This window comes from Paenibacillus sp. JT31N7 (genome assembly GCF_059692095.1).
Genome location: NZ_JCAUAT010000001.1, coordinates 890,461 through 909,936, shown reverse-complemented (window position 1 = coordinate 909,936; position 19,476 = coordinate 890,461). Strand labels below are relative to the sequence as shown.

Here is a 19,476-nt window from a genome sequence, read left to right as displayed (position 1 = left end):
GCACAGCGTTTTCTGGGAAACTACGGAGTACGGAAAGGAGCCGGATGGATGGAAAATACATTTGAAGACAAAAGGATGCCGGTTACGTCTATCAAGAGCGGGGAAGGCACCGAGGTCGCCCCGGATATCTACTGCCTCACTCTGCAGATCGTGAACGTCGTGTTTGTGGGGGAAGTCAGCAATCCGCAGGGCTGGGTGCTTGTGGATGCCGGGATGCCGCGTTCCGCGGATGAGATTATCCAAGCCGCGGAAAAACGGTTCGGGACGGTGCCCCCGCGCGCAATTGTATTGACCCACGGTCATTTCGACCATGTCGGGGCCATTACCGATCTGGTCAAACGGTGGAACGTGCCCGTATACGCGCACGAGCTTGAGATTCCTTATCTGAACGGGATGCAGGACTATCCGCCGGCCGACCCGGACGTGGACAGCGGGCTCGTCGCGAGAATGTCGCCGACTTTCCCGAACGAAGGGATCGATCTGGGCAGCTATCTGCGCAAGCTTCCTTCGGGCGGCTCCATTCCCGAAATGCCGGGATGGAGATGGATTCATACGCCGGGCCACACACCCGGTCACATTTCCCTTTTCCGGGACAAGGATAAAGCTTTAATCGCGGGCGACGCTTTCGTGAACGTCAAGCAGGAGTCGCTTTATAAAGTAATCATGCAGACGCCGGAGGTGAACGGGCCCCCGAAATATTTTACGACCGACTGGGAAGCGGCCCAAATTTCCGTCCGGTTTCTGGAAGGTTTGCAGCCGTCTCTGGCCGTCACGGGACATGGAAGACCTGTTTGCGGATCGGATTTGGTGGAAGGATTGCGAACACTTTCTGAACATTTCGAAGAACGGGCGATGCCGGAGAAGAAATAACGGCTGAACTCCCTCTTTTTTTAAGGTGAATTGTCTGAAAATTTGTCGAAAAAACCGGCAATCTATGAGGTTTTTACCAAAAAAGCCATAATTGCCGGTTAAATTGTGAACTCTTGTGACAAAATGCGCAAATTTTTTGGACTTTTCTATAGACTGCATTATAATAAGTATTGTAATTTCCACATTTGATGACGATACCTGAAGTTGAGGAGAGATTCTCGACGAGGAGGGCTATCGTTATTGTTATGCTAGAAGTTCTATACGAGCAGAACTAATATCTTAAAAGTGAGGCGGAAAATTACAGCTATGAGGAATGAAGTGGAAGGCAGTCGATGGCCCTGGGAATCTTATTACGGGCCGAACTTAGGTTACATTCAAGAGAAGTATGAGCAGTATCTGAACGATCCCGACTCTGTGGAAGCAGCTTATCGGGACCTGTTTGCGCGTTTTGGAGCGCCTCCGGCATCGGTACAAACCGTCCAATCCGAAGGTCAGGCAAACGCAGGAACCACTACCACCAGCGACCCGAACGTGCTGAAGAAAGTCGTCGCCGTCGGCAAACTGGTGTGGAATATTCGCACATACGGGCACTTAGCTGCCAACCTGGACCCGCTGGGTCTGAGCACTAACCCGGATACAAGACTGCTTGAGCCGGGCACATACGGCCTGACCAAAGAAGATCTGATGGCTATGCCGGCATCAATCGTCTGGGAAGAAGCTCCGTCCGACGTGGCGAACGGCTGGGAAGCGATCCAGCGCCTGCGTCAAAGATATTCCCAATCGATCGGTTTTGAATTCAGCCATGTTCATGAAGAAGACGAGCGTAACTGGCTGAACCGTCAAGCGGAATCGGGCGCATCTATCGAGCCGCTGACGAAAGAAGAGCGCACTAAGCTTCTGGACCGCCTTGTACAGACAGAGCAGTTTGAAAACTTCCTGCACCGCACGTTTGTCGGCCAGAAGCGTTTCTCGCTGCAAGGTACGGACGTACTTATTCCACTTTTAGACGAAATCGTTCATGAAGTCGTTCACGACGGAGCGGAACACATTCTGATGGGGATGGCTCACCGTGGACGCCTAAACGTGCTCGCTCACATTCTGGGCAAGCCGTACAAGAAAATCTTTTCGGAATTCCATCATGCGCCGAACAAAGACATCATTCCGTCCGAAGGTTCCACAGGAATCAACTACGGCTGGACAGGGGACGTAAAGTACCACCTGGGTGCACGACGCTCAATCAAGGAAGGCGAAACTAGAGAAGCCAAGCTGACACTCGCGAACAACCCGAGTCACTTGGAGTTTGTAGGCGCAGTCGTTGAGGGCTTTGCGCGTGCCGCACAAGATAATCGTGAAAATCCCGGCTATCCAGAACAGGATCTGAACAAGGCGGCTTGTATTGTCATGCACGGCGACGCCGCGTTCCCGGGTGAAGGAATCGTTGCCGAGACGCTCAACTTTACGAAGCTGACCGGTTACCAGAACGGCGGTACGATCCATATTATCGTCAACAACCGGGTAGGCTTTACGACCGACAGCTCGGATTCCCGCTCCACTCACTATGCGAGCGACCTGGCCAAAGGCTACGAGATTCCGATCGTTCACGTCAACGCGGACGACCCGGAAGCATGCCTAGCGGCGGCGCGTCTGGCTTGCGAATACCGCAACCGGTTCAAGAAAGACTTCCTGATCGACCTGATCGGTTACCGCCGCTACGGCCACAACGAGAACGACGATCCGGAAACGACTCAGCCGCTGATGTACGGCAAGGTGAAGAACCATTCCACGATCTCCGTCCTGTATGCGGAAAAGCTGAAGCAGGAAGGGCTTGTAGACGACAACGGCTACCAGCAGATGATCCAGAACATTCAGAACACGCTTCAGGAAGCGTACGAACTCGTCAAAAATCACCAAGGCAAGGGAAAGCGTGTCGCCGAGCCGGCTATTTTCGACGATCTCAAGAAAATCAATACGGCCGTTCCGCTTCCGGAACTGCAGGAAATCAACCGCGAGCTGATTACATGGCCGGAAGATTTCAACGTTTATCCGAAATTGCAGCGTATCCTGGAACGCCGCGGAGACGCGCTTAACGAAGGCGGCAAGGTAGACTGGGCGCTCGCGGAGACGCTGGCGTTCGCTTCGATCCTGGCCGACGGCAAGCCGATCCGGATCAGCGGACAGGACGTAGGCCGCGGAACGTTCGCGCACCGTCACCTTGTTCTGCACGACGTGAAGAACGGCTCGACCTATTCGCCTCTGCACAAGCTGCCTCAGGCGCAAGCATCGTTCGCTATTTACAACAGTCCGCTGTCCGAAGGCTCTGTCCTTGCTTTCGAATACGGCTACAACGTCTATTCGCCGGAAACGCTCGTGATCTGGGAAGCCCAGTACGGCGATTTCGCCAATGCGGCGCAGGTGATCATCGACCAGTTCATTTCCGCGGGCCGCTCCAAATGGGAGCAAAAATCCAGTCTCGTGATGCTTCTGCCGCACGGCTACGAAGGTCAAGGACCGGAGCACTCCAGTGCCCGTCTGGAACGTTTCCTGCAGCTTTCCGCAGAGAACAACTGGACGGTCGCTAACCTGAGCAGCGCGGCGCAATATTTCCATATTCTCCGCCGCCAGGCTGCCATCACGGAACGCGAAGAGGCTCGTCCGCTCGTTATTATGGCGCCGAAAAGCCTTATCCGTAACGCGCGCGTGTCGTCCGACGGCAAGGAATTCAGCGAAGGCTCCTTCCTGCCGGTCATGGAACAGAAAGGTCTTGGCGATCAGCCGAAGAAAGTGAAACGTCTTGTGCTGACCACCGGTAAAATGGCGATCGATCTGGAAGAAGCGCTTGAATCTTCCGAAGACCGCGATTTCTCGTGGCTTCATATTGCCCGCGTAGAGCAGCTTTACCCGCTGCCGGAACAGGATATCGCGGAAATCATCGCGAAGTACCCGGGACTGAAAGAAATCGTCTGGGTACAAGAAGAGCCGCGGAACATGGGCTCCTGGAACTTCATGGAATCCAGAATCCGTTCCCTTGCGCCGGACAAAGTCAACGTGCGTTACGCGGGTCTGCCTGACCGCTCCAGCCCGGCTAGCGGCTTCCAGGAGATTCATACGTTCGAACATAACCAGATTATCTCGCTCGCTCTTAAACAACCGGAATAATAACCCTGCATAGGAGGTCACCATCGTGGCTGATATTAAAGTGCCTGAATTAGGCGAATCTATTACTGAGGCAACCATCTCTAAATGGCTTGTGACTGAAGGAAGTACGGTAAGTCAAGGCGACTTGCTGCTTGAACTTGAAACGGACAAAGTAAACCTGGAAATCAGCGCGGAAAAAGACGGCGTCCTGTCTGAGATCCGCAAGCAGGAAGGCGACAACGTATCGGTCGGCGAAATCGTCGGCGTGATCGGCGCTTCCTCCGGCGCACCGGCAGCTGCGGCTCCTGCAGCAGCGCCTGAGGCTCCGAAAGCGGCAGAAGCTCCTGCAGCTTCTCCGGCCGCTCAAGCGGCTGCCAAAGCTCCTGCGGCTTCCGCAGCGGAAAGCGACAGCGCGGCATTGGCAGCTTCGCCGGCCGCCAGAAAGCTTGCCAGAGAGCGCGGTATCGACCTGAGCCAGGTCAAATCGCAGGATCCGATCGGCCGCGTGTACCAAGACGACGTGAAGTCCCACGGCACGCAAGCGGCACAACCGGCAAGCGCGCCGGCTGCAGCGAAGTCAGGAGGCGCAGGACAAGCCGCACAGCAAGCGGTACCGGGCAAACCGGTTGAGCGCAAGCGCATGTCCCGCCGCCGCCAGACTATCGCGAACCGTCTCGTGGAAGCTCAGCACACGGCTGCTATGCTGACGACTTTCAACGAAGTCGACATGACGGCCATCCTCGACGTGCGCAAACGCCGCAAGCAGGCGTTCCTTGACAAGCACGACGTGGGCCTCGGCTTTATGTCTTTCTTCACGAAAGCGGTCGTTGGCGCTCTGAAGAAATACCCTCATCTGAACGCCGAGATCGACGGAGACGATATCGTAGTGAAGCAGTTCTACGATATCGGAATCGCCGTATCCGCGAAGGAAGGCCTGGTCGTTCCGGTCGTTCGCGAAGCGGACCGTCTGAGCTTTGCGGATATCGAAAAGCAAATCGGTGACCTGGCCGGCAAGGCGCGTGCCAACACGCTGGCACTGTCCGATCTTCAAGGCGGTACGTTCACGATCACGAACGGCGGCGTATTCGGCTCCCTGCTGTCCACGCCGATTCTTAACGCTCCGCAAGTGGGTATTCTGGGCATGCACAAAATCCAGATCCGTCCGGTTGCGATCGATGCGGAAAGAATGGAAAACCGTCCGATGATGTACATCGCGCTTTCCTACGACCACCGTATCGTAGACGGCAGTGAGGCGGTTCGCTTCCTCGTAACTGTAAAAGAACTGCTCGAAGATCCGGAATCCCTGCTGCTTGAAGGTTAATCGTTCAACCAGAGCGGTTTAACCGACCGGCACTGCACAATAAAAAGTTGTTACGAAAAGCCTGCCGAGCCACAAGCTCGGCGGGCTTTTTTTATTATTTCAAGGTAAAGGTAATCTGCCGTTCAAGCATGCCATCTTATTCGTTTAAATTCAGATAGCTCCCGCTGTCATAGAAATTGCATTTCTGGGTAATGAATGAGTAGAAGCAGGACGCAGCGACAGACCATTCGAAGGGGGAAGAAGAGATGAAAATCATGATTACGCAAAGCGAGGCGCTGGACAAGGGAATCTGGCCCGAAGTGATGAAAATGTTCGGTTTGAATCAAGAGGACGACGTGTGGGCCAGCGAGGAATTTGTCCTGACCGAAGAACAGGCTAAGACGCTCGGACTGATTTCCTGAAGATTCGCCCGGAAGAGAGGGGATGGGAATTTTCCGGATTCGGTGTATAATAGGCTTCGAAGGTTTTGATGAGAAAGGAATGCTGACATGCTAACGATTACAGCTTTTAGTGTAGAATTTGTAAAAGACCCGTTCGGGATTATTCCGGGAAAACGTTATGAATTTAATCTGGAGGTAGATGTACCGGAAGACGACGAGCTGTACACGGCGAACGGAATCTATCTGCGGGTGATATACGCCGTGGACGAAGGCCAAAGCCGGATAATCAAGTACGATATCCATGAAAATTCGACGGATACCTATCTTGAGTTCGATCTTGAAGACGAAGAGCTTGCGGTCGTCGATACGTTCTGCAGGGAACATCTTCCACAGGACCAATAGAAGGCGCGGATGAAAGGGCATTTCTTCGTCCTTAACAATCCCGTCATTCTGGCAAAAGGCTTACCTGGCCGTCTTCGGATGGTGGAGGGAAGCCTTATTTTGCATGTTTTTTGCTGCGCAACAAAGGCCGCCCGGTGATTGCAGAATGGACACCGAATAGAAGTCGAACCGTTTGCCGTCGTACGGATGCCGAAGAACCGGAAGTAATATGAAGTCAGGATGCGGCCGCATAAAAAGCCTGTTCCCGGAGGAACAGGCTCGGCAGATGTAAGTATAAGATGCGAAGGGGTTGCAGGGTTTAATCCGAAACTTCTTCGGATGCCGCGTCTTCACCGGCTTCATCCGTTTCACCGGTTCCATCGGCTTCCGAGACTTCGCCGTCGTCCGCTTCCGTAATGTCTTCCGGGGAATCCTCGGCCGGTTCCACACCTTCCGCCGTTTCGTCTTCCGCAGCTTCGGCGGCGTTTTCCGCTTCCGCCTGGGCTTCCTCGGCAGCTTCAACCTCGCCGGCAGCGGCTGTTTCTGAGACTGCGGCTTCTTCTTCAGACAATTGAATTACTTTTTCGGACTCTGCCATCGTTCATCCCTCCAATTGTACACTTAGTTCTCTAAGCGCACTCTAAGCATACCAAACGGAAAGCGAAGAAAATGTCGGAGGTTGAGAGCGTCCTCATTAAAATTTTATAAATCCTGGGACATCCGGACCATATCGATTACCTGCATTCCGTTCTCGTAGATTTCTTCGGTATAGTGCCGGACGAAAAAATCCTTGTCGATTCCCGTAATCCGGAATCCGCACTTCTGATAAAGCGCAAGCTGGGCGACACCGGTGCTGCCTGTTCCGATTTCGATCGTTTTGAAGCGGGAATCCCGGGCCTGTCCGACGGCATGGAGAACCAGCCGCTTGCCGTAGCCTTTGCCATGACAATCCTCGCGGACGGCCACGTTAACGAGCTCCACTGTGCCCGGACGTGTCGGCAGCAGCACATAGACGCCTATCATGGTCCCATCCGCAGCCGTGCCGATAAAGCAGCGTCCTCTTTCTATGTATTCCCGAACCAGTTCTTCCGAAGGATCGGCAAGCAGCAGCAGGTCCATCGGATAAGGTTCGCCATGGCGCAATTCCGTAATGTTCATCGTTTTTTTTCTCCTTTTATACGGTTTCTGTCTTCTAACAACTCCACCTTTACTCCTATTAAACATCCGTCTCCCAATTCCTTTTTCGGGAAGAGGAAAAACGGCTTTCGGCTCGAATTGATTTGGATAACAGCAATCGGGAGGTGCAAAAATGGAACCTATCGTAAACTACTACAGCCAATTTGACGAGTGGGGGAGACTGGAACGGGAACCGTGGGAGTACACCATAAATTTGTCTTTTATAAAAAAGTACCTGCCCGCGGGCTCCGCTGTTTTGGATAACGGAGCGGGACCGGGCAAATACGCCATGGAGCTGGCTCGTCAGGGCCATGGCGTGACCCTTGCCGACTTGACGCCGAAGCTCGTGGAAACGGCGCGGAGCAAAGCCGGCGAGCTGGGGCTGCTGGACCGGTTCCGCGGCTTTCATGCAGCCGATGCCAGGGACCTCAGCCTGTTCGGAGACGGGCAGTTCGACGCCTCCCTGATGCTCGGGCCGCTCTATCACCTGCAAGCCGCTGAAGACCGGGTGAAGGCGGTACGCGAGCTTCACCGGGTAACCGCCAAAGACGGCTGGGTCTTTGTCGCTTTTATGCCGCGGATAAGGCATCTCGCCAATTCCCTGCGCTTTCCGCAGAACTGGAAGCCGAACGATACGGTCCGCGGGCTGGAGGCTTTCGCCGAAACGGGCCGCTTCGATCACAGCGATGACGGGCGTTTTACCGGCGCGTACTATTTTCCGGTTGGCGATATTGTCCCGTTTATGGAGACAAACGGCTTCGGGACGGTCAAGCTGATCGGTTCGGGAAGTATCGCCAGCGGAATGACGGAGGAGCAGTGGAATTATTGGCGCTCGCAAGGGGAGGAAGTTGCCCGCAGAGTGCTGGATCTGATCCTGCAGGCGGCCGAAGATCCGTACAATCTCGGCTCATCCTCGCACCTTTTGTACATTGGCAGGAGACTTTAAAGCAGCCGTCCGATTATTCTCTGTATAGGGATTGGAATAAGCTGATTTTAACGCTATAATCGAGTTAGGATTTTTAGCTTATTACGCGATCCATTTCAAATTCAAACGAAGTAAGGAGCCTTTATGATGGAAAAAACATTGATTTTCGGACACAAAAACCCGGACACCGACACCATTTGTTCCGCACTCGCATATGCAGACTTGAAAACCCAGCTTGGCGAAAACGTAGAAGCGGTCCGCCTGGGAGCCGTAAGCGGCGAAACCCAATTCGCGCTGGATACTTTTAAGGCAGAAGCTCCCCGTCTTGTCGAGACGGTTGCCGGCGAAGCAAAGACCGTTATTCTCGTCGATCATAACGAACGTCAGCAGAGCGTAAGCGACATCGATCAAGTGCGCGTAGCCGAAGTCATCGACCACCACCGCATCGCGAATTTCGAGACGAGCGGCCCGCTTTACTACCGCGCCGAACCGGTCGGCTGCACGGCGACTATTTTGAACAAGCTGTACAAAGAAAACGGCAAGTCCGTTCCCAAAAACATTGCCGGACTGATGGTGTCCGCCATTATTTCGGACACGCTGCTTCTGAAATCGCCGACCTGCACGGAGCAGGACGTGGCGGCCGCCCGCGAACTGGCGGAGATCGCAGGCGTTAACCTCGAAAGCTACGGACTGGACATGCTCAAAGCGGGCGCGGACCTTAGCGACAAAACGATCGAGCAGCTCATTTCGCTGGACGCGAAAGAGTTCCAGATGGGCTCCCGCAAGGTAGAAATCGCGCAGGTAAACGCGGTGGACACGAACGATGTTCTTGCCCGCCAGGATGAACTGGAAGCGGCTTTGAACGCGATTATCGAGAAAAAAGGACTGGATCTTTTCCTGTTTGTCGTAACCGACATTCTTAACAACGATTCCATCGGTCTGGCGCTCGGCTCCTCCGCCAAAGCGGTTGAAGAAGCGTACAACGTAACGCTTGCCGACAACAAAGCGGTGCTGAAAGGCGTCGTTTCCCGCAAATCGCAGATCGTTCCCGTTCTGACAGACATTTTGAACAAATAAGGCTTTAAAAATACGGCCGCCGGGCATCCAAGTCTGGCGGCTTTTTAACGTTCGCTGAAGGCTGGAACATCCGCAGGTATCGGGCTGAATCAATCGGAACATCTGATTCGTTCTTCCCTCCTATGTAGGCTGAATAACACTGTACGCTGCACGCAAGGCCGATCTGTTTTGAAGTCGGCAAGAAATTCGACTAATATGGAAGCGGGAAGCAGGCTTTCAGAGCACGCTGGGAAAAAAAGTTAGCTTTGCCTCTTGACGAAACAGCTGCTCGGCTTTTATTATTTATTTATCGATAAATAAAAGGGGGTGCGGAGTTGGTTGTCCGCGAAGATCGCAAAGAACAGATTATAGACGCAGCCGTGGGAATATTCGCGGAACTCGGGTATTACAAAGCAACGACAGCCATGGTGGCTAAAGCGGCGGGCGTGACTCAGCCGTACGTGTTTCATTTTTTCAAGAGCAAGGAAGAGCTGTTCAAGGCGGTGATTGACCGGGCCGTACAGCGGCTCTATGATGTCTTCATACAGGTGGAGGCTCCAGGGGATCTCATTATGGAATCGATGGGCCAGGCGTTCAAAGATCTCATGCGGGTTAACCGGGCGGAAATGTTGATGGTGTTGCAGGCGCCTGCCATATCAGAACCCGAAATCCGCAGGCATATGGGCGAGAAGTTTGCGCTGATACACGCCACAATCGTACGGAAATTCGAAGATTCGGGAGTAGATGATGTCAAGACGGCCGCCGGCAATTTCATGGCGATCGGACTCCTTATTGTAACTGCCGATGTGCTGCAGCTCCCCGGGCTGCTTCCTTTCAAAGACATGAACTGCTAGGACAGACCAAGGCGGCACGTTAAGGCTGCCTATTTTTTCGCAGAATCATTTATTGACTAATAAATAAATATTTTAAAAAGGACGTGAATCTAATGAAACTATCTTCTTCTAACGGGTTCAACGGCTCACAACCGATGTTTTCCGGTGAGCGCGTATTAATCTGGACGGGACTGGCAGGTTTGGTCCTCGCCGCTTTTATGGCGGTTTATATGACTTTATACGGAAGCACGGTACTTCCGGAAGGCAACGTGGAGAGCGCCTTTTCCTTTAACGCCGCGTTAGGCATCTTCATCTTGTCGATGGCGGCCATTCTGCCATTGGCCGGAATGGGCAGCCGCTCGCGCAAAGTATTCCGCTGGCTGCTCGCATATACGGCAGGGGCAGCCTATCTGCTGGAGTCCGTCCAGCATCTGAGGGGAATCAATCCGCGCTTTACGCAGGCGGGCTCCGTCGTCGATCGCATCGCAGGCATCACCTTCGGTGTTGACTCCATGCTGCTGATTGTGCTCATCGTTTGGCTTGCGGCGGCTTTTTACAGAAAATCGGTCTTTGCGGACCGGCCGCTTGTCATTCTCGGCATCCGTTACGGGTTTCTCTCTACAATGGCAGCCGTGGCGGCCGGTATAGGCATGGTCGTGCTCCAGAGCCGCTTTACCGGCTTATCGGGGAATCTGATCGTCCTGCACGGGCTGGGGTTTCATGCGGTTCAGACGCTTCCGCTGCTTGGCTGGCTGCTGGAAAAATCGGACGAAGCGCAGCCCCGCAAAGTCCTGCTTGTCCACGCCGGCGCAATCGGCTGGATGCTGGCGGTCGCGGGGGTCGGTCTCCAGACGGCTTTGGGCATGTCCGTCGCCGAGCTGTCGCCCTGGACGTTCGCGGCAGCCGCCGGGATGCTCATCTGGCTCCTTGCTCTGGGCACGGCTCTCCGGATGTCGGTAACCGTAAGCTGGCGAACCCGGGCAGGTCTGCCGAAGCTGTAACGGACCTCGGCTCCGGCCCCTAGAGCAGCGTTTCGTTCCGCAGCCGTTTAGAGGGGGCCTTCGGGATGCACCGGGAAATTCCCGCGCGGTGCGGCAGCTCCGCGGTAGTCGGATGCGCCTATCACGTCACGGCTCCGCGCAAGCAGCCTCCCATACTCCGCCACGGATTTCCGGCTGTTATACCGCGCGAACTGCAGCGCGTGGGGAGGAGCCGCATGACGGATTTCAACCGCATGCCGGACCCGCCGGGGACGGGGCCTGATCCCGGCCGGATATCCTTGCAGGCGAAGGAAATCCGGTCTTTTTTTCGGCCGATCGGAGAGAGATTGAAAGTTTTAGAGGGAGGAAGTAATTTCGGCGTTTCTAAATGGTTCGTTGTTGTTATAATAACTACATCGAACCTATCTGTTTTCCGGCCGGTTTGCCGGTTTCGGAGAAACAGAGCCCCCGATTCGGGGCAGAAATCAAGGAGGCTTCCCGTGAACATCCCTTCGCAGGCTAAAGAAACCCTTTTTACTCATTTGTACGGTCAGGCCGCGAATGGTCTTGTAATTGCATCTCCTGAAAACGGGGAGTGGCTCAGCGTTAATCCGGCTTTAGGCAAAATCCTCGGTTATACGGAAGCGGAACTGCTCGAGAGAGCCGAACAACGGATTCTGCATCCAGATGACCGGTTCGCCGACGAACACGGGCATGTGATGAAGAAGTTAACCGATTTTCACGGGGACGTCTACGAAAGGGAGAAACGGTATTTCCATAGAGACGGGAGCGTCATTTCGGTATCCGTCCGCACAACTCTCGCACGCGATGCCCAGACAGGCCAACCGCTCTATCTTCTCCATGAAATCACGGATATTTCGGACAAAAAAGCAGCCGATAAAGAGCTGGACGACAACCGCGATCTTTCCCTGCTTTTCTCCAAAAACATTCAGGATGTCATTTCGTTCAGCTCGCCGAGCGGGACGATTCTATATATTTCCCCTTCCGTGGAAGGGCTCCTCGGTTATAAGCCGGAAGAAATGATCGGACGTGAGCGTGTCGATTTCTATCACCCCGAAGATGCTTTCCAAATGCGGAACCGTGACAAGCTTTATTCGGAGAAAGAGGTTTTCATAAGACGGGTCCGGCATAAGCAGGGACACTATATTTGGCTGGAGACCGCCTTTCAGCTGGTGCGTAACAGCGAGGGCCGCGTCATCAAAATTTTAGCGATCGGCCGCAACGTGACGGAACGCAAAAAGTATGAAGAAACACTGGCCGAGGCTCAGCGTATCGCGCATATCGGTTCGTGGGAATGGGATCTGCTTAATTCGCGTATTTCTTTCTCGGATGAAATGCGCCGTATTTTCGGTTATGCCATCCATTCCGTCGATTCCAATGCGGATTTATTCATGAGCTGCATTTACCCCGGAGATCTTCCGCGTGTCCGCGAAAGTATCGGGAATGCGATCGCAAAAGGGGAATCCGGCGAGCTCATCTACAAAATCTGTCTGCCGGATCAGTCGGTCCATACCATAGCGGGCCAATGGCAGGTTGTTACCGACGAATTCGACCGGCCCATCCAAATCATCGGTATGGTGCAGGATATAACCGAACGGCGGCGGATGGAAGAGCGGATTCTGGAAAGCGAGCAGAATTACCGGCTTATCTCGGAATATTCGCTTGATTTTATTTCCAGACATGCCGTCGATGAGCAGGCGACGTTCCTGTTCGTGTCCCCGATCTGCCGCACGATGCTCGGTTACGAGCCAGAAGAAATGGTGGGCACACCGGGCCTGAGCTACATTCACCCCGAAGATGTCGGCTATGTTAAAAAATATCTGCAGGAAAATCTTCACGGGGAAGGAACGGAGAAGGTTACGTTTCGGTTCTTCCGCAAAGACGGCACGTATGTCTGGTTTGAAACGACCAGCCGCTACACCGTGGACGATCAAAGCAGAAATCAGGAGATCGTAGCCATTTCCCGCGATATTACGGAGCGTAAAAACACGGAGCTCCGTCTCCAGGAATACAAGTCGCTGTTTGATTACAATCCGGTCGGCGTAACTTCGCTCGATCTGCAAGGAAAGATGCTGACGGCTAACCGGGGCCAGCAGGTTTTAACGGGTTATTCCGAGAAAGAGCTGACCGACGGGCATTTCGCATCGCTTGTTCATCCGGCCGATTACGATAAGACCCTCCGGAATTTCGAACTGGCGGTACAAGGGGAACCACAGACTTACGAAACAGGTCTCATTCATAAGGACGGTCACCGCATTGAAGCGAGTATCATAAATGTTCCGATCGTACTCGGGGGCAGCATTGTCGGGGTGTATGTCCTGACGAGCGACATTACGGACCGGAAAAAGTATACGGAAGAGATCGAGAAGCTGAGCTATGAGCACGCGCTGATTCTCAATTCCGTTTCCGAAGGAATTTTCGGGTTGGATTTGCAGGGACAGGGAATGTTTATCAATCCCGCCGGCGCATCCGTGCTCGGATTTAACCCCAAAGAACTGATCGGGAACCGGCATCTCCAAACCGTTGAACAGGCTTGCCCGGACGGCAATCAGTATCTTCCCGGAGACTCGCCGATCGAACATGCGGTACGGGACGGTGTATCGGTATCTCCGAGCGAAGGCATATTCTGGCGGAAGGACGGAACGAGCTTCCTGGCGTCTTATCAAGTTACGCCTCTGTTCGATAAGGGAGAGCGAAAAGGCGTCGTGGTCGTATTCCGCGATGTGACGAACGAGAAGGAAATTATCCGGGCCAAAGAATCCGCCGAACAGGCCGACCGGGCAAAGTCGGAGTTTCTGGCCATTATGTCCCATGAGCTGCGCACGCCGATGAACGGGATTATCGGCATGACCGGCCTGCTTCAGGAAACGATGCTGGACGAAGAGCAGCGCAGCTACGCGGATATTATCCGGGAGAGCAGCGATGCCCTGCTGCATATTTTAAATGAAATTCTGGATTTCTCCCGGATCGAAGCCGGCAAAATGGAATTGAACCTGGACGCAGTCGATTTAAGGGAAATGCTGGCGGGCGTTATGGAGCTTTTCCGGGTTAAGGCGGAGGAGAAAAACCTGGAGCTTTCGCACGATATCACGGCCGGGGTGCCCCGGTACGTGATAGGGGACGAGGTGCGAATCCGGCAAGTGCTGATCAACCTGATCAGCAACGCGATCAAATTCACCGAGAAGGGCAGCGTATCGGTAACGGTGGAAATGACGCCTTCTCCCGATTCCCGGTCGGTGCTGCTGGAGTTTAAAATCCGCGATACGGGGATCGGAATTCCCGCCGGCAAAATCCACCGGCTGTTTCAATCGTTCTCCCAGCTCCATCCCGCCATTAACCGCAAATATGGCGGTACGGGGCTTGGCTTGTCGATCAGCAGGAAGCTGGTCGAGCTGATGGGAGGCGAAATCGGCGTCGAGAGCGAAGAGGGCGCCGGCTCCACCTTTTTCTTTACCTTGTACTCCGGTTTGGGCAGTGCGGAGACTTCAGACCCCGATCCCGGCATCCCCGAGGCGTCAGCCGCCCCGGTTCCGTCTCTTCCGGAGGCGCAGCCTGTGCCTTTGCGGGTGCTCATTGCGGACGATCATCCGATGAACCGGATGCTGCTTCATACGTTAACCGGCAAGCTGGGGTTCTCCGCGGATGTCGTGAACAGCGGTGCGGAGGCCGTACAGGCTGCAGGTGAGGGTGCGTACGATATCATTTTTATGGACGTGCAGATGCCCGTTATGGACGGGTTCGAGGCGACTCGTCTCATTCGCGAGAAATATGGGGAGAACCCGGTATCTCCCGTCATTATTGCCGTAACCGCGTTTGCCAGAGAGGAAGACAAAGAGCAGTGCCTGGCATCCGGGATGAACGATTATATCAGCAAACCGGTCCTTTCGGGTGAGCTTAAACGTCTGCTTGCCGAGTGGTCCGCCCGGATAAAAGAATGATAGAAACCATGAAAACCCGCCGTGAAGCGGGTTTTTTCTTTGTAAAGGCCGAATTACCGGGTCTATCCGCACCGGGGGCGATTTGTGAAGTCGCGCATAATGTTTTATAATTAGCTACATTTAAACCTACAATAGATTAGCCGCGTACAATAGTTTAGGTGAATACGTCAGTATATTACTGGAGGAATCTTCATGCAGTTTATTAATCAGGCAGCGGTTCAGCAGGTTCTTGATCTGCTAAAAGGCCAAGACCTGTACATTCATCTGGAAATGACGAACGGGGCTTACGCTTCCCATCTGGATCAGTCCAAGCATACGGCCTCGACGTTTATCCGCAATTCCAAGATCCGTTATCTGCAGGGTTCCATTGCCGGAAACGGTCCCTACAGGGTAGGGCTTAAAATGGAAGAGGGCTGGGTTTATTCCGAGGGTCTTACCCACTGGGACGAAACGGAGACGGAGAGACTGATACTGTCGGGGCATGATAAGGACGGCAAGCTCGTCGTTTCGCTGCAGCTGAGCCGCGCCCCTTTTTAACTTACAAAGAGAGAAGGTAGATGGAGATGGAACGACACATACTGGTCGTCCTGCCGCATCCCGATGACGAAGCGTTCAGCGTATCCGGTACGCTTGCAGGCCATATACGGCAGGGAACCCCGGTGACTTACGCATGCTTGACTCTGGGAGAGATGGGACGCAACATGGGAAATCCCCTTACGGCCAACCGCGTAACGCTGCCTGAAATCCGCAAAGCCGAGCTTGAGGAATCGTGCCGGTCAATCGGAATACAGGATCTGCGCATGCTGGGCTTTCACGATAAAACGATTGAATTCGAAGACCGCGAACTGCTCGTCGGCAAAATCCGCGGACTCATCGAGGAGCTGAATCCTTCGCTGGTGATTACGTTCTACCCGGGCTACAGCGTGCATCCGGACCATGACGCAACGGGTACGGCCGTGATTGATGCGGTTCAAAGAATGCCCCTTGAAGAGAGACCGGTCGTTCACTGCATCGCTTTTTCCAAAGGATGCGAAGAGGTGCTCGGCAAAGCGGATATCGTGAACGATGTCAGACCGTATCTGGGACAGAAGCTGGGCTCGATACTTGCCCACAGCTCCCAGTTCCAGCTGAACGGACAGTTGAGCGGCAAATCCGCGAACGATGAAGAGGTGCAGAACCGGTTCGGCCGCGAGCGGTTATGGACCTACCGGTTTCAATAAGGGTCGTGCGAAGGCGGAAGCCGTCGCACGACCGCCGAAGAGCCGTCAAGGAACAGTCGTACCGTTCCTTGACGGTCTTTTTTGCGTTATTCGAGGGAGAGGGCAGCCAGAGCGTTTGCCGCGTCGCTTTCCAGCAGTTCCTTCAGCTCGTAAGCGGGATAAGAGCCGTCCGCATACATCCGGTTGAATACTTTGGCGTGAAATTCGACCGCTCTCAGCAGATGCTTCACAAAGGTTGCCCGGAGGCGGGGAGTCGCCGTTTCCGTAAGGGCGCAGGCGTAGCTTCGGACAGCGGTTTTAGCAAAACCGAGAAGTTGACCCGTTTCCAGGACGGGCAGCTCGGGCTTTTTAGTCCTGGAGGCGACAAGCGTTTCGGGATAGTACGCAAGCAGTTCTTTCAGGTTCTGCTCCAAGGTTTGTATCGCCTCTCTGAACAGCGTTCGAAGCCCTTCGTCCGTAAGCGTCGGCAATTTTTGCTTAAAAGCGATCAGTTGTCCGGTTTGAAGGCTCACAAGCTCGTGAAGCTCCAAGGTTTCGTGCCAGGCGAGATGCTTGGGGACCTTTGACAGGCTCATCTTCTCAGACTCCGTTCGCGGTGGGTTATGACAGCCTATGTCGAAGAGCGGAAATTCGCAAGTTGTCAGTACCTCCAGACGGAAGATCAAGTTAACAGAAGAGTTAATGGGGAATAGTTGATTGTTAAATATTTAATACCTATCTGGGATACGAGAACGATGCTAAAATATTTTTAACCTTAATTAAGGAGCCCTCGGAGTGCCGAATAATAGCCACTTTATTTCAAAAACGGTTTTAATAGCAGAAAAAGCCGGATTAAAGGACATTACCCCTCTCGAGCTTGGTAATGGCGGGAACCTGATCGTTCATTTGGCCCCGTATCCGATTGTGGCCCGAATAGCCACTGTGCTTTCAAAAGATGATGCAGATTATGCGTATAAGGTACTTGACCGTGAATTAAGGGCAGCCCGTCATCTCCATTCCAAGGGTGTGCCAGTGCTATTGCCAACTGATCGTACGGATGCAGGACCATACGATATTGGCGGCACATGGATGACGTTTTGGAAGTATGTTCCCCCCACAGAACTGCAATGCCCTTCGCCAAGCGAAGCAGTTGAACTGGTTAATAGACTTTCACTGGCACTGAAAGATTTTACCGGCGAGATTCCTCTGCTTGGTGTTTGGGAGCGGACATGTCAATCGGCTTTTAGATTAATGAAGCTTCCGGATCAGCGTATACAAGATCTGCTAAATGTGTTCTTCGCGATTGATAAACAGATGCGTCTCGAAACAAGCTTGCTAATACCGTCTCACGGAGATGCCCATTCAAGAAACTTATTACCGAGTCCTGAAGGCTGGGTCTGGTCGGACTTTGAAGATTTATCCTGGATGCCCGCATACTGGGATTTGGCTTCATTTGTAGGCAATCTTGCCTTATTCAACGGAATTCAGGAGCCAACCTTTCAATATATCTGGAGTCAGATAAATAATCAGGCCGATAAGCAAGCTTTTGGATTTGCTGTTACCGCACGCATACTTATGTCCACTTTAGGTAACTTGGATTTCGCACTTTCAGGCAACGGGGATTTGGAATTTGCTTATAAACAGCTTGAACGAGCAAAAGAGTTTATTAATCAAATAAACCTGATTATGGAAGGGGAATAGCGGAGTCATAACCCGTCGCGGCTCCACTATAGTTCGAAGTTTGGCGGGCCCGCCTTACCGGTACACATGCTTGCCCGTTTGCTCCGGTCATTTGCCAAAACGCCGGATTTGGACTACTATTAACCGTGAAGTTGTGTGGCATAGATGCTTTTCTTAAGACAAGTGAATATCAAACATTCTTTATCAAACAGGTTCCGGTTCTTTCTCTGGGGAGAGGGAACGGATTAAAAGGGAAGTTCGGTGCAATTCCGATACGGACCCGCCACTGTAAGGGGAAAGGGGAGAATCCCCCGGCCGAAGCGCATCACGTCACTGGTTAATCCGGGAAGGCGCGCATAGGATTCCCGAGTCAGGAGACCTGCCTGTTTACCGGTAACTTCATTCCTACGCGGATATAGGATGGCGTTGATGCGAATGTTCTCCCTAATCGTCAGGGTCCTTCTGCTTTCATCTGCTAAAAGAAGGAATCCGGGCGTATTCATGCGATGAACCCGAACATCCTGCCTCCGGCGGGATGTTTTTATTTGTTTCGGATGTATTTACGCCTCCGGCCATACAGGCAAAATAAAGTCCGCCGCATTTTAACCGTACTAATTACGCATAAGAAAATAGGCAGCTCGTAACAAAAAATGTTCAAACGGGCCGGGGAGGAAAACGGATGTATTACGGAGTTAAATTAAATACGAATTATAAAACCCTCTGGCAGGAGGGCATGAAGGACTGGGACGGAAATCTTCCCGTACGGATGACGGATGACGTCAAGGAAGAAGGGTTCTGGAACGCTTTTATGAAAAAGAAGGAACAATCCGGGGTGGATTCCTGGGTCGCCGACCTGCGCAAGGAGCTGATTTCTTTTATCGATCCCGGCGAGGATGTGCTGGAAATCGGTCCCGGCTGGGGAAACTATACATTCGAAGCGGCCGAGAAAGCGGGTTCCCTCACCTGCGTCGACAGCTCCGAGAGCGTGCTTGCTTTCCTGAAAGCCGCAGCGGAGCGGAAGGGCTGGAATCATGTAAACTTCGTGCATGCCAAGTGGGAAGAACTTCCCGAGGTGGAGCGAGCCGACGTGGTATTCGGCGTCAATTGTTACTATCGGATGCAGGAGATCGATCGCGCGCTTCTGCATATCAACAACACGGCGAAGCGTCTTGGAATCGCGGGCATGGTTAGCGGTCCCGAAAGACCGCATTACAAAGACATCCAGGAGCAGTTGGGCTGCAGGATCAAGTTTCAACGCAGAGATTACATCCATTTGCACAATCTGCTTTACGAGCTGGGAATCGATGCGAACTGTAAAATCGTCAACCTGCACAAAACATACGCCTACGATACGGAGGAAGAGCTGCTGAAAGACAACCTGAGCGCGGTTTTGGACAAGGAGTATGACCGCAAGAAGGCGGTTGACCTGTTATACGCTTATGTACGTGAAGAAGACGGCAAGCTGATTTACCCGCACCATTTCAAAGCGGCACTCCTTTACTGGAAGCCGGAAAAACGGTTGGAACCTGCCGACCTGCCCACGGAAGTGAAGCGGTTGGTGCAGGTTTAAATCAGACCCCG

The 19,476-nt window shown here is 53.2% G+C and carries 17 protein-coding genes and 1 riboswitch; of the genes, 14 read left to right on the top strand and 3 right to left on the bottom strand.

The window, feature by feature from the left end; genetic code table 11:
* The first annotated feature begins 48 nt into the window (after nucleotides 1-48).
* The 5 genes from AC58P5_RS03820 to AC58P5_RS03800 all read left to right on the top strand — a co-directional run bounded on the left by AC58P5_RS03820 (nucleotide 49) and on the right by AC58P5_RS03800 (nucleotide 6,108).
* Complete coding sequence (locus AC58P5_RS03820) at nucleotides 49-870, top strand: MBL fold metallo-hydrolase (protein WP_497384671.1); 822 nt, start codon at nucleotides 49-51, stop codon at nucleotides 868-870.
* Nucleotides 871-1,176: 306 nt separating this feature from the next.
* A complete protein-coding gene (locus AC58P5_RS03815) occupies nucleotides 1,177-4,026 on the top strand; it encodes a 2-oxoglutarate dehydrogenase E1 component (protein ID WP_497384669.1) in 2,850 nt (949 codons plus the stop codon).
* A 25-nt stretch (nucleotides 4,027-4,051) separates the two neighbouring features.
* Nucleotides 4,052-5,326, top strand: coding sequence for a 2-oxoglutarate dehydrogenase complex dihydrolipoyllysine-residue succinyltransferase (gene odhB / locus AC58P5_RS03810; RefSeq protein ID WP_497384668.1), 1,275 nt, complete (start codon nucleotides 4,052-4,054; stop codon nucleotides 5,324-5,326).
* A gap of 245 nt (nucleotides 5,327-5,571) precedes the next feature.
* Nucleotides 5,572-5,727: a hypothetical protein gene (locus AC58P5_RS03805; RefSeq protein WP_497384666.1), complete on the top strand. Its 156-nt coding sequence runs from the start codon at nucleotides 5,572-5,574 to the stop codon at nucleotides 5,725-5,727.
* An 87-nt stretch (nucleotides 5,728-5,814) separates the two neighbouring features.
* A complete protein-coding gene (locus AC58P5_RS03800) occupies nucleotides 5,815-6,108 on the top strand; it encodes a DUF6509 family protein (RefSeq protein WP_497384665.1) in 294 nt (97 codons plus the stop codon).
* Between the two features lie 298 nt (nucleotides 6,109-6,406).
* Here AC58P5_RS03800 and AC58P5_RS03795 read toward each other — a convergent pair whose 3' ends face one another.
* Together AC58P5_RS03795 and AC58P5_RS03790 are read right to left on the bottom strand one after the other, a co-directional pair.
* Nucleotides 6,407-6,685 carry a hypothetical protein gene (locus AC58P5_RS03795; protein WP_497384664.1) on the bottom strand — a complete coding sequence of 93 codons (279 nt, stop codon included), beginning with the start codon at nucleotides 6,683-6,685 and terminating at the stop codon, nucleotides 6,407-6,409.
* Between the two features lie 104 nt (nucleotides 6,686-6,789).
* Nucleotides 6,790-7,245 (bottom strand): GNAT family N-acetyltransferase, encoded by a 456-nt coding sequence (locus tag AC58P5_RS03790; RefSeq protein WP_497384663.1) that lies wholly within the window; start codon nucleotides 7,243-7,245, stop codon nucleotides 6,790-6,792.
* A gap of 151 nt (nucleotides 7,246-7,396) precedes the next feature.
* Between AC58P5_RS03790 and AC58P5_RS03785 the strand changes: the two genes are divergently transcribed.
* The 7 genes from AC58P5_RS03785 (at nucleotide 7,397) to bshB2 (ending at nucleotide 16,236) form a co-directional block, all read left to right on the top strand.
* Nucleotides 7,397-8,209, top strand: coding sequence for a class I SAM-dependent methyltransferase (locus tag AC58P5_RS03785; protein ID WP_497384661.1), 813 nt, complete (start codon nucleotides 7,397-7,399; stop codon nucleotides 8,207-8,209).
* Nucleotides 8,210-8,335: 126 nt separating this feature from the next.
* A complete protein-coding gene (locus AC58P5_RS03780) occupies nucleotides 8,336-9,265 on the top strand; it encodes a manganese-dependent inorganic pyrophosphatase (protein WP_497386022.1) in 930 nt (309 codons plus the stop codon).
* Nucleotides 9,266-9,579: 314 nt separating this feature from the next.
* Entirely contained in the window at nucleotides 9,580-10,098 is a 519-nt protein-coding gene (locus tag AC58P5_RS03775) for a TetR/AcrR family transcriptional regulator (protein WP_497384660.1), read from the top strand.
* Between the two features lie 92 nt (nucleotides 10,099-10,190).
* The gene (locus tag AC58P5_RS03770; RefSeq protein ID WP_497384659.1) at nucleotides 10,191-11,078 is read left to right on the top strand and encodes a hypothetical protein; all 888 of its coding nucleotides are present in this window, start codon (nucleotides 10,191-10,193) and stop codon (nucleotides 11,076-11,078) included.
* A gap of 479 nt (nucleotides 11,079-11,557) precedes the next feature.
* Nucleotides 11,558-15,016: a PAS domain S-box protein gene (locus AC58P5_RS03765; RefSeq protein ID WP_497384658.1), complete on the top strand. Its 3,459-nt coding sequence runs from the start codon at nucleotides 11,558-11,560 to the stop codon at nucleotides 15,014-15,016.
* Nucleotides 15,017-15,208: 192 nt separating this feature from the next.
* Complete coding sequence (locus tag AC58P5_RS03760) at nucleotides 15,209-15,553, top strand: YojF family protein (RefSeq protein WP_326050386.1); 345 nt, start codon at nucleotides 15,209-15,211, stop codon at nucleotides 15,551-15,553.
* 26 nt (nucleotides 15,554-15,579) lie between these two features.
* Nucleotides 15,580-16,236: a bacillithiol biosynthesis deacetylase BshB2 gene (bshB2, locus tag AC58P5_RS03755; protein ID WP_497384657.1), complete on the top strand. Its 657-nt coding sequence runs from the start codon at nucleotides 15,580-15,582 to the stop codon at nucleotides 16,234-16,236.
* An 86-nt stretch (nucleotides 16,237-16,322) separates the two neighbouring features.
* Here bshB2 and AC58P5_RS03750 read toward each other — a convergent pair whose 3' ends face one another.
* Nucleotides 16,323-16,811 carry a spore coat protein gene (locus AC58P5_RS03750; protein WP_497384656.1) on the bottom strand — a complete coding sequence of 163 codons (489 nt, stop codon included), beginning with the start codon at nucleotides 16,809-16,811 and terminating at the stop codon, nucleotides 16,323-16,325.
* Nucleotides 16,812-17,010: 199 nt separating this feature from the next.
* Between AC58P5_RS03750 and AC58P5_RS03745 the strand changes: the two genes are divergently transcribed.
* Complete coding sequence (locus AC58P5_RS03745; protein ID WP_497384654.1) at nucleotides 17,011-17,916, top strand: phosphotransferase; 906 nt, start codon at nucleotides 17,011-17,013, stop codon at nucleotides 17,914-17,916.
* A 172-nt stretch (nucleotides 17,917-18,088) separates the two neighbouring features.
* A riboswitch (cobalamin riboswitch) is annotated at nucleotides 18,089-18,296 on the top strand.
* A gap of 278 nt (nucleotides 18,297-18,574) precedes the next feature.
* Nucleotides 18,575-19,465 (top strand): class I SAM-dependent methyltransferase, encoded by an 891-nt coding sequence (locus AC58P5_RS03740; RefSeq protein ID WP_497384653.1) that lies wholly within the window; start codon nucleotides 18,575-18,577, stop codon nucleotides 19,463-19,465.
* The last annotated feature ends 11 nt before the right edge of the window (nucleotides 19,466-19,476 follow it).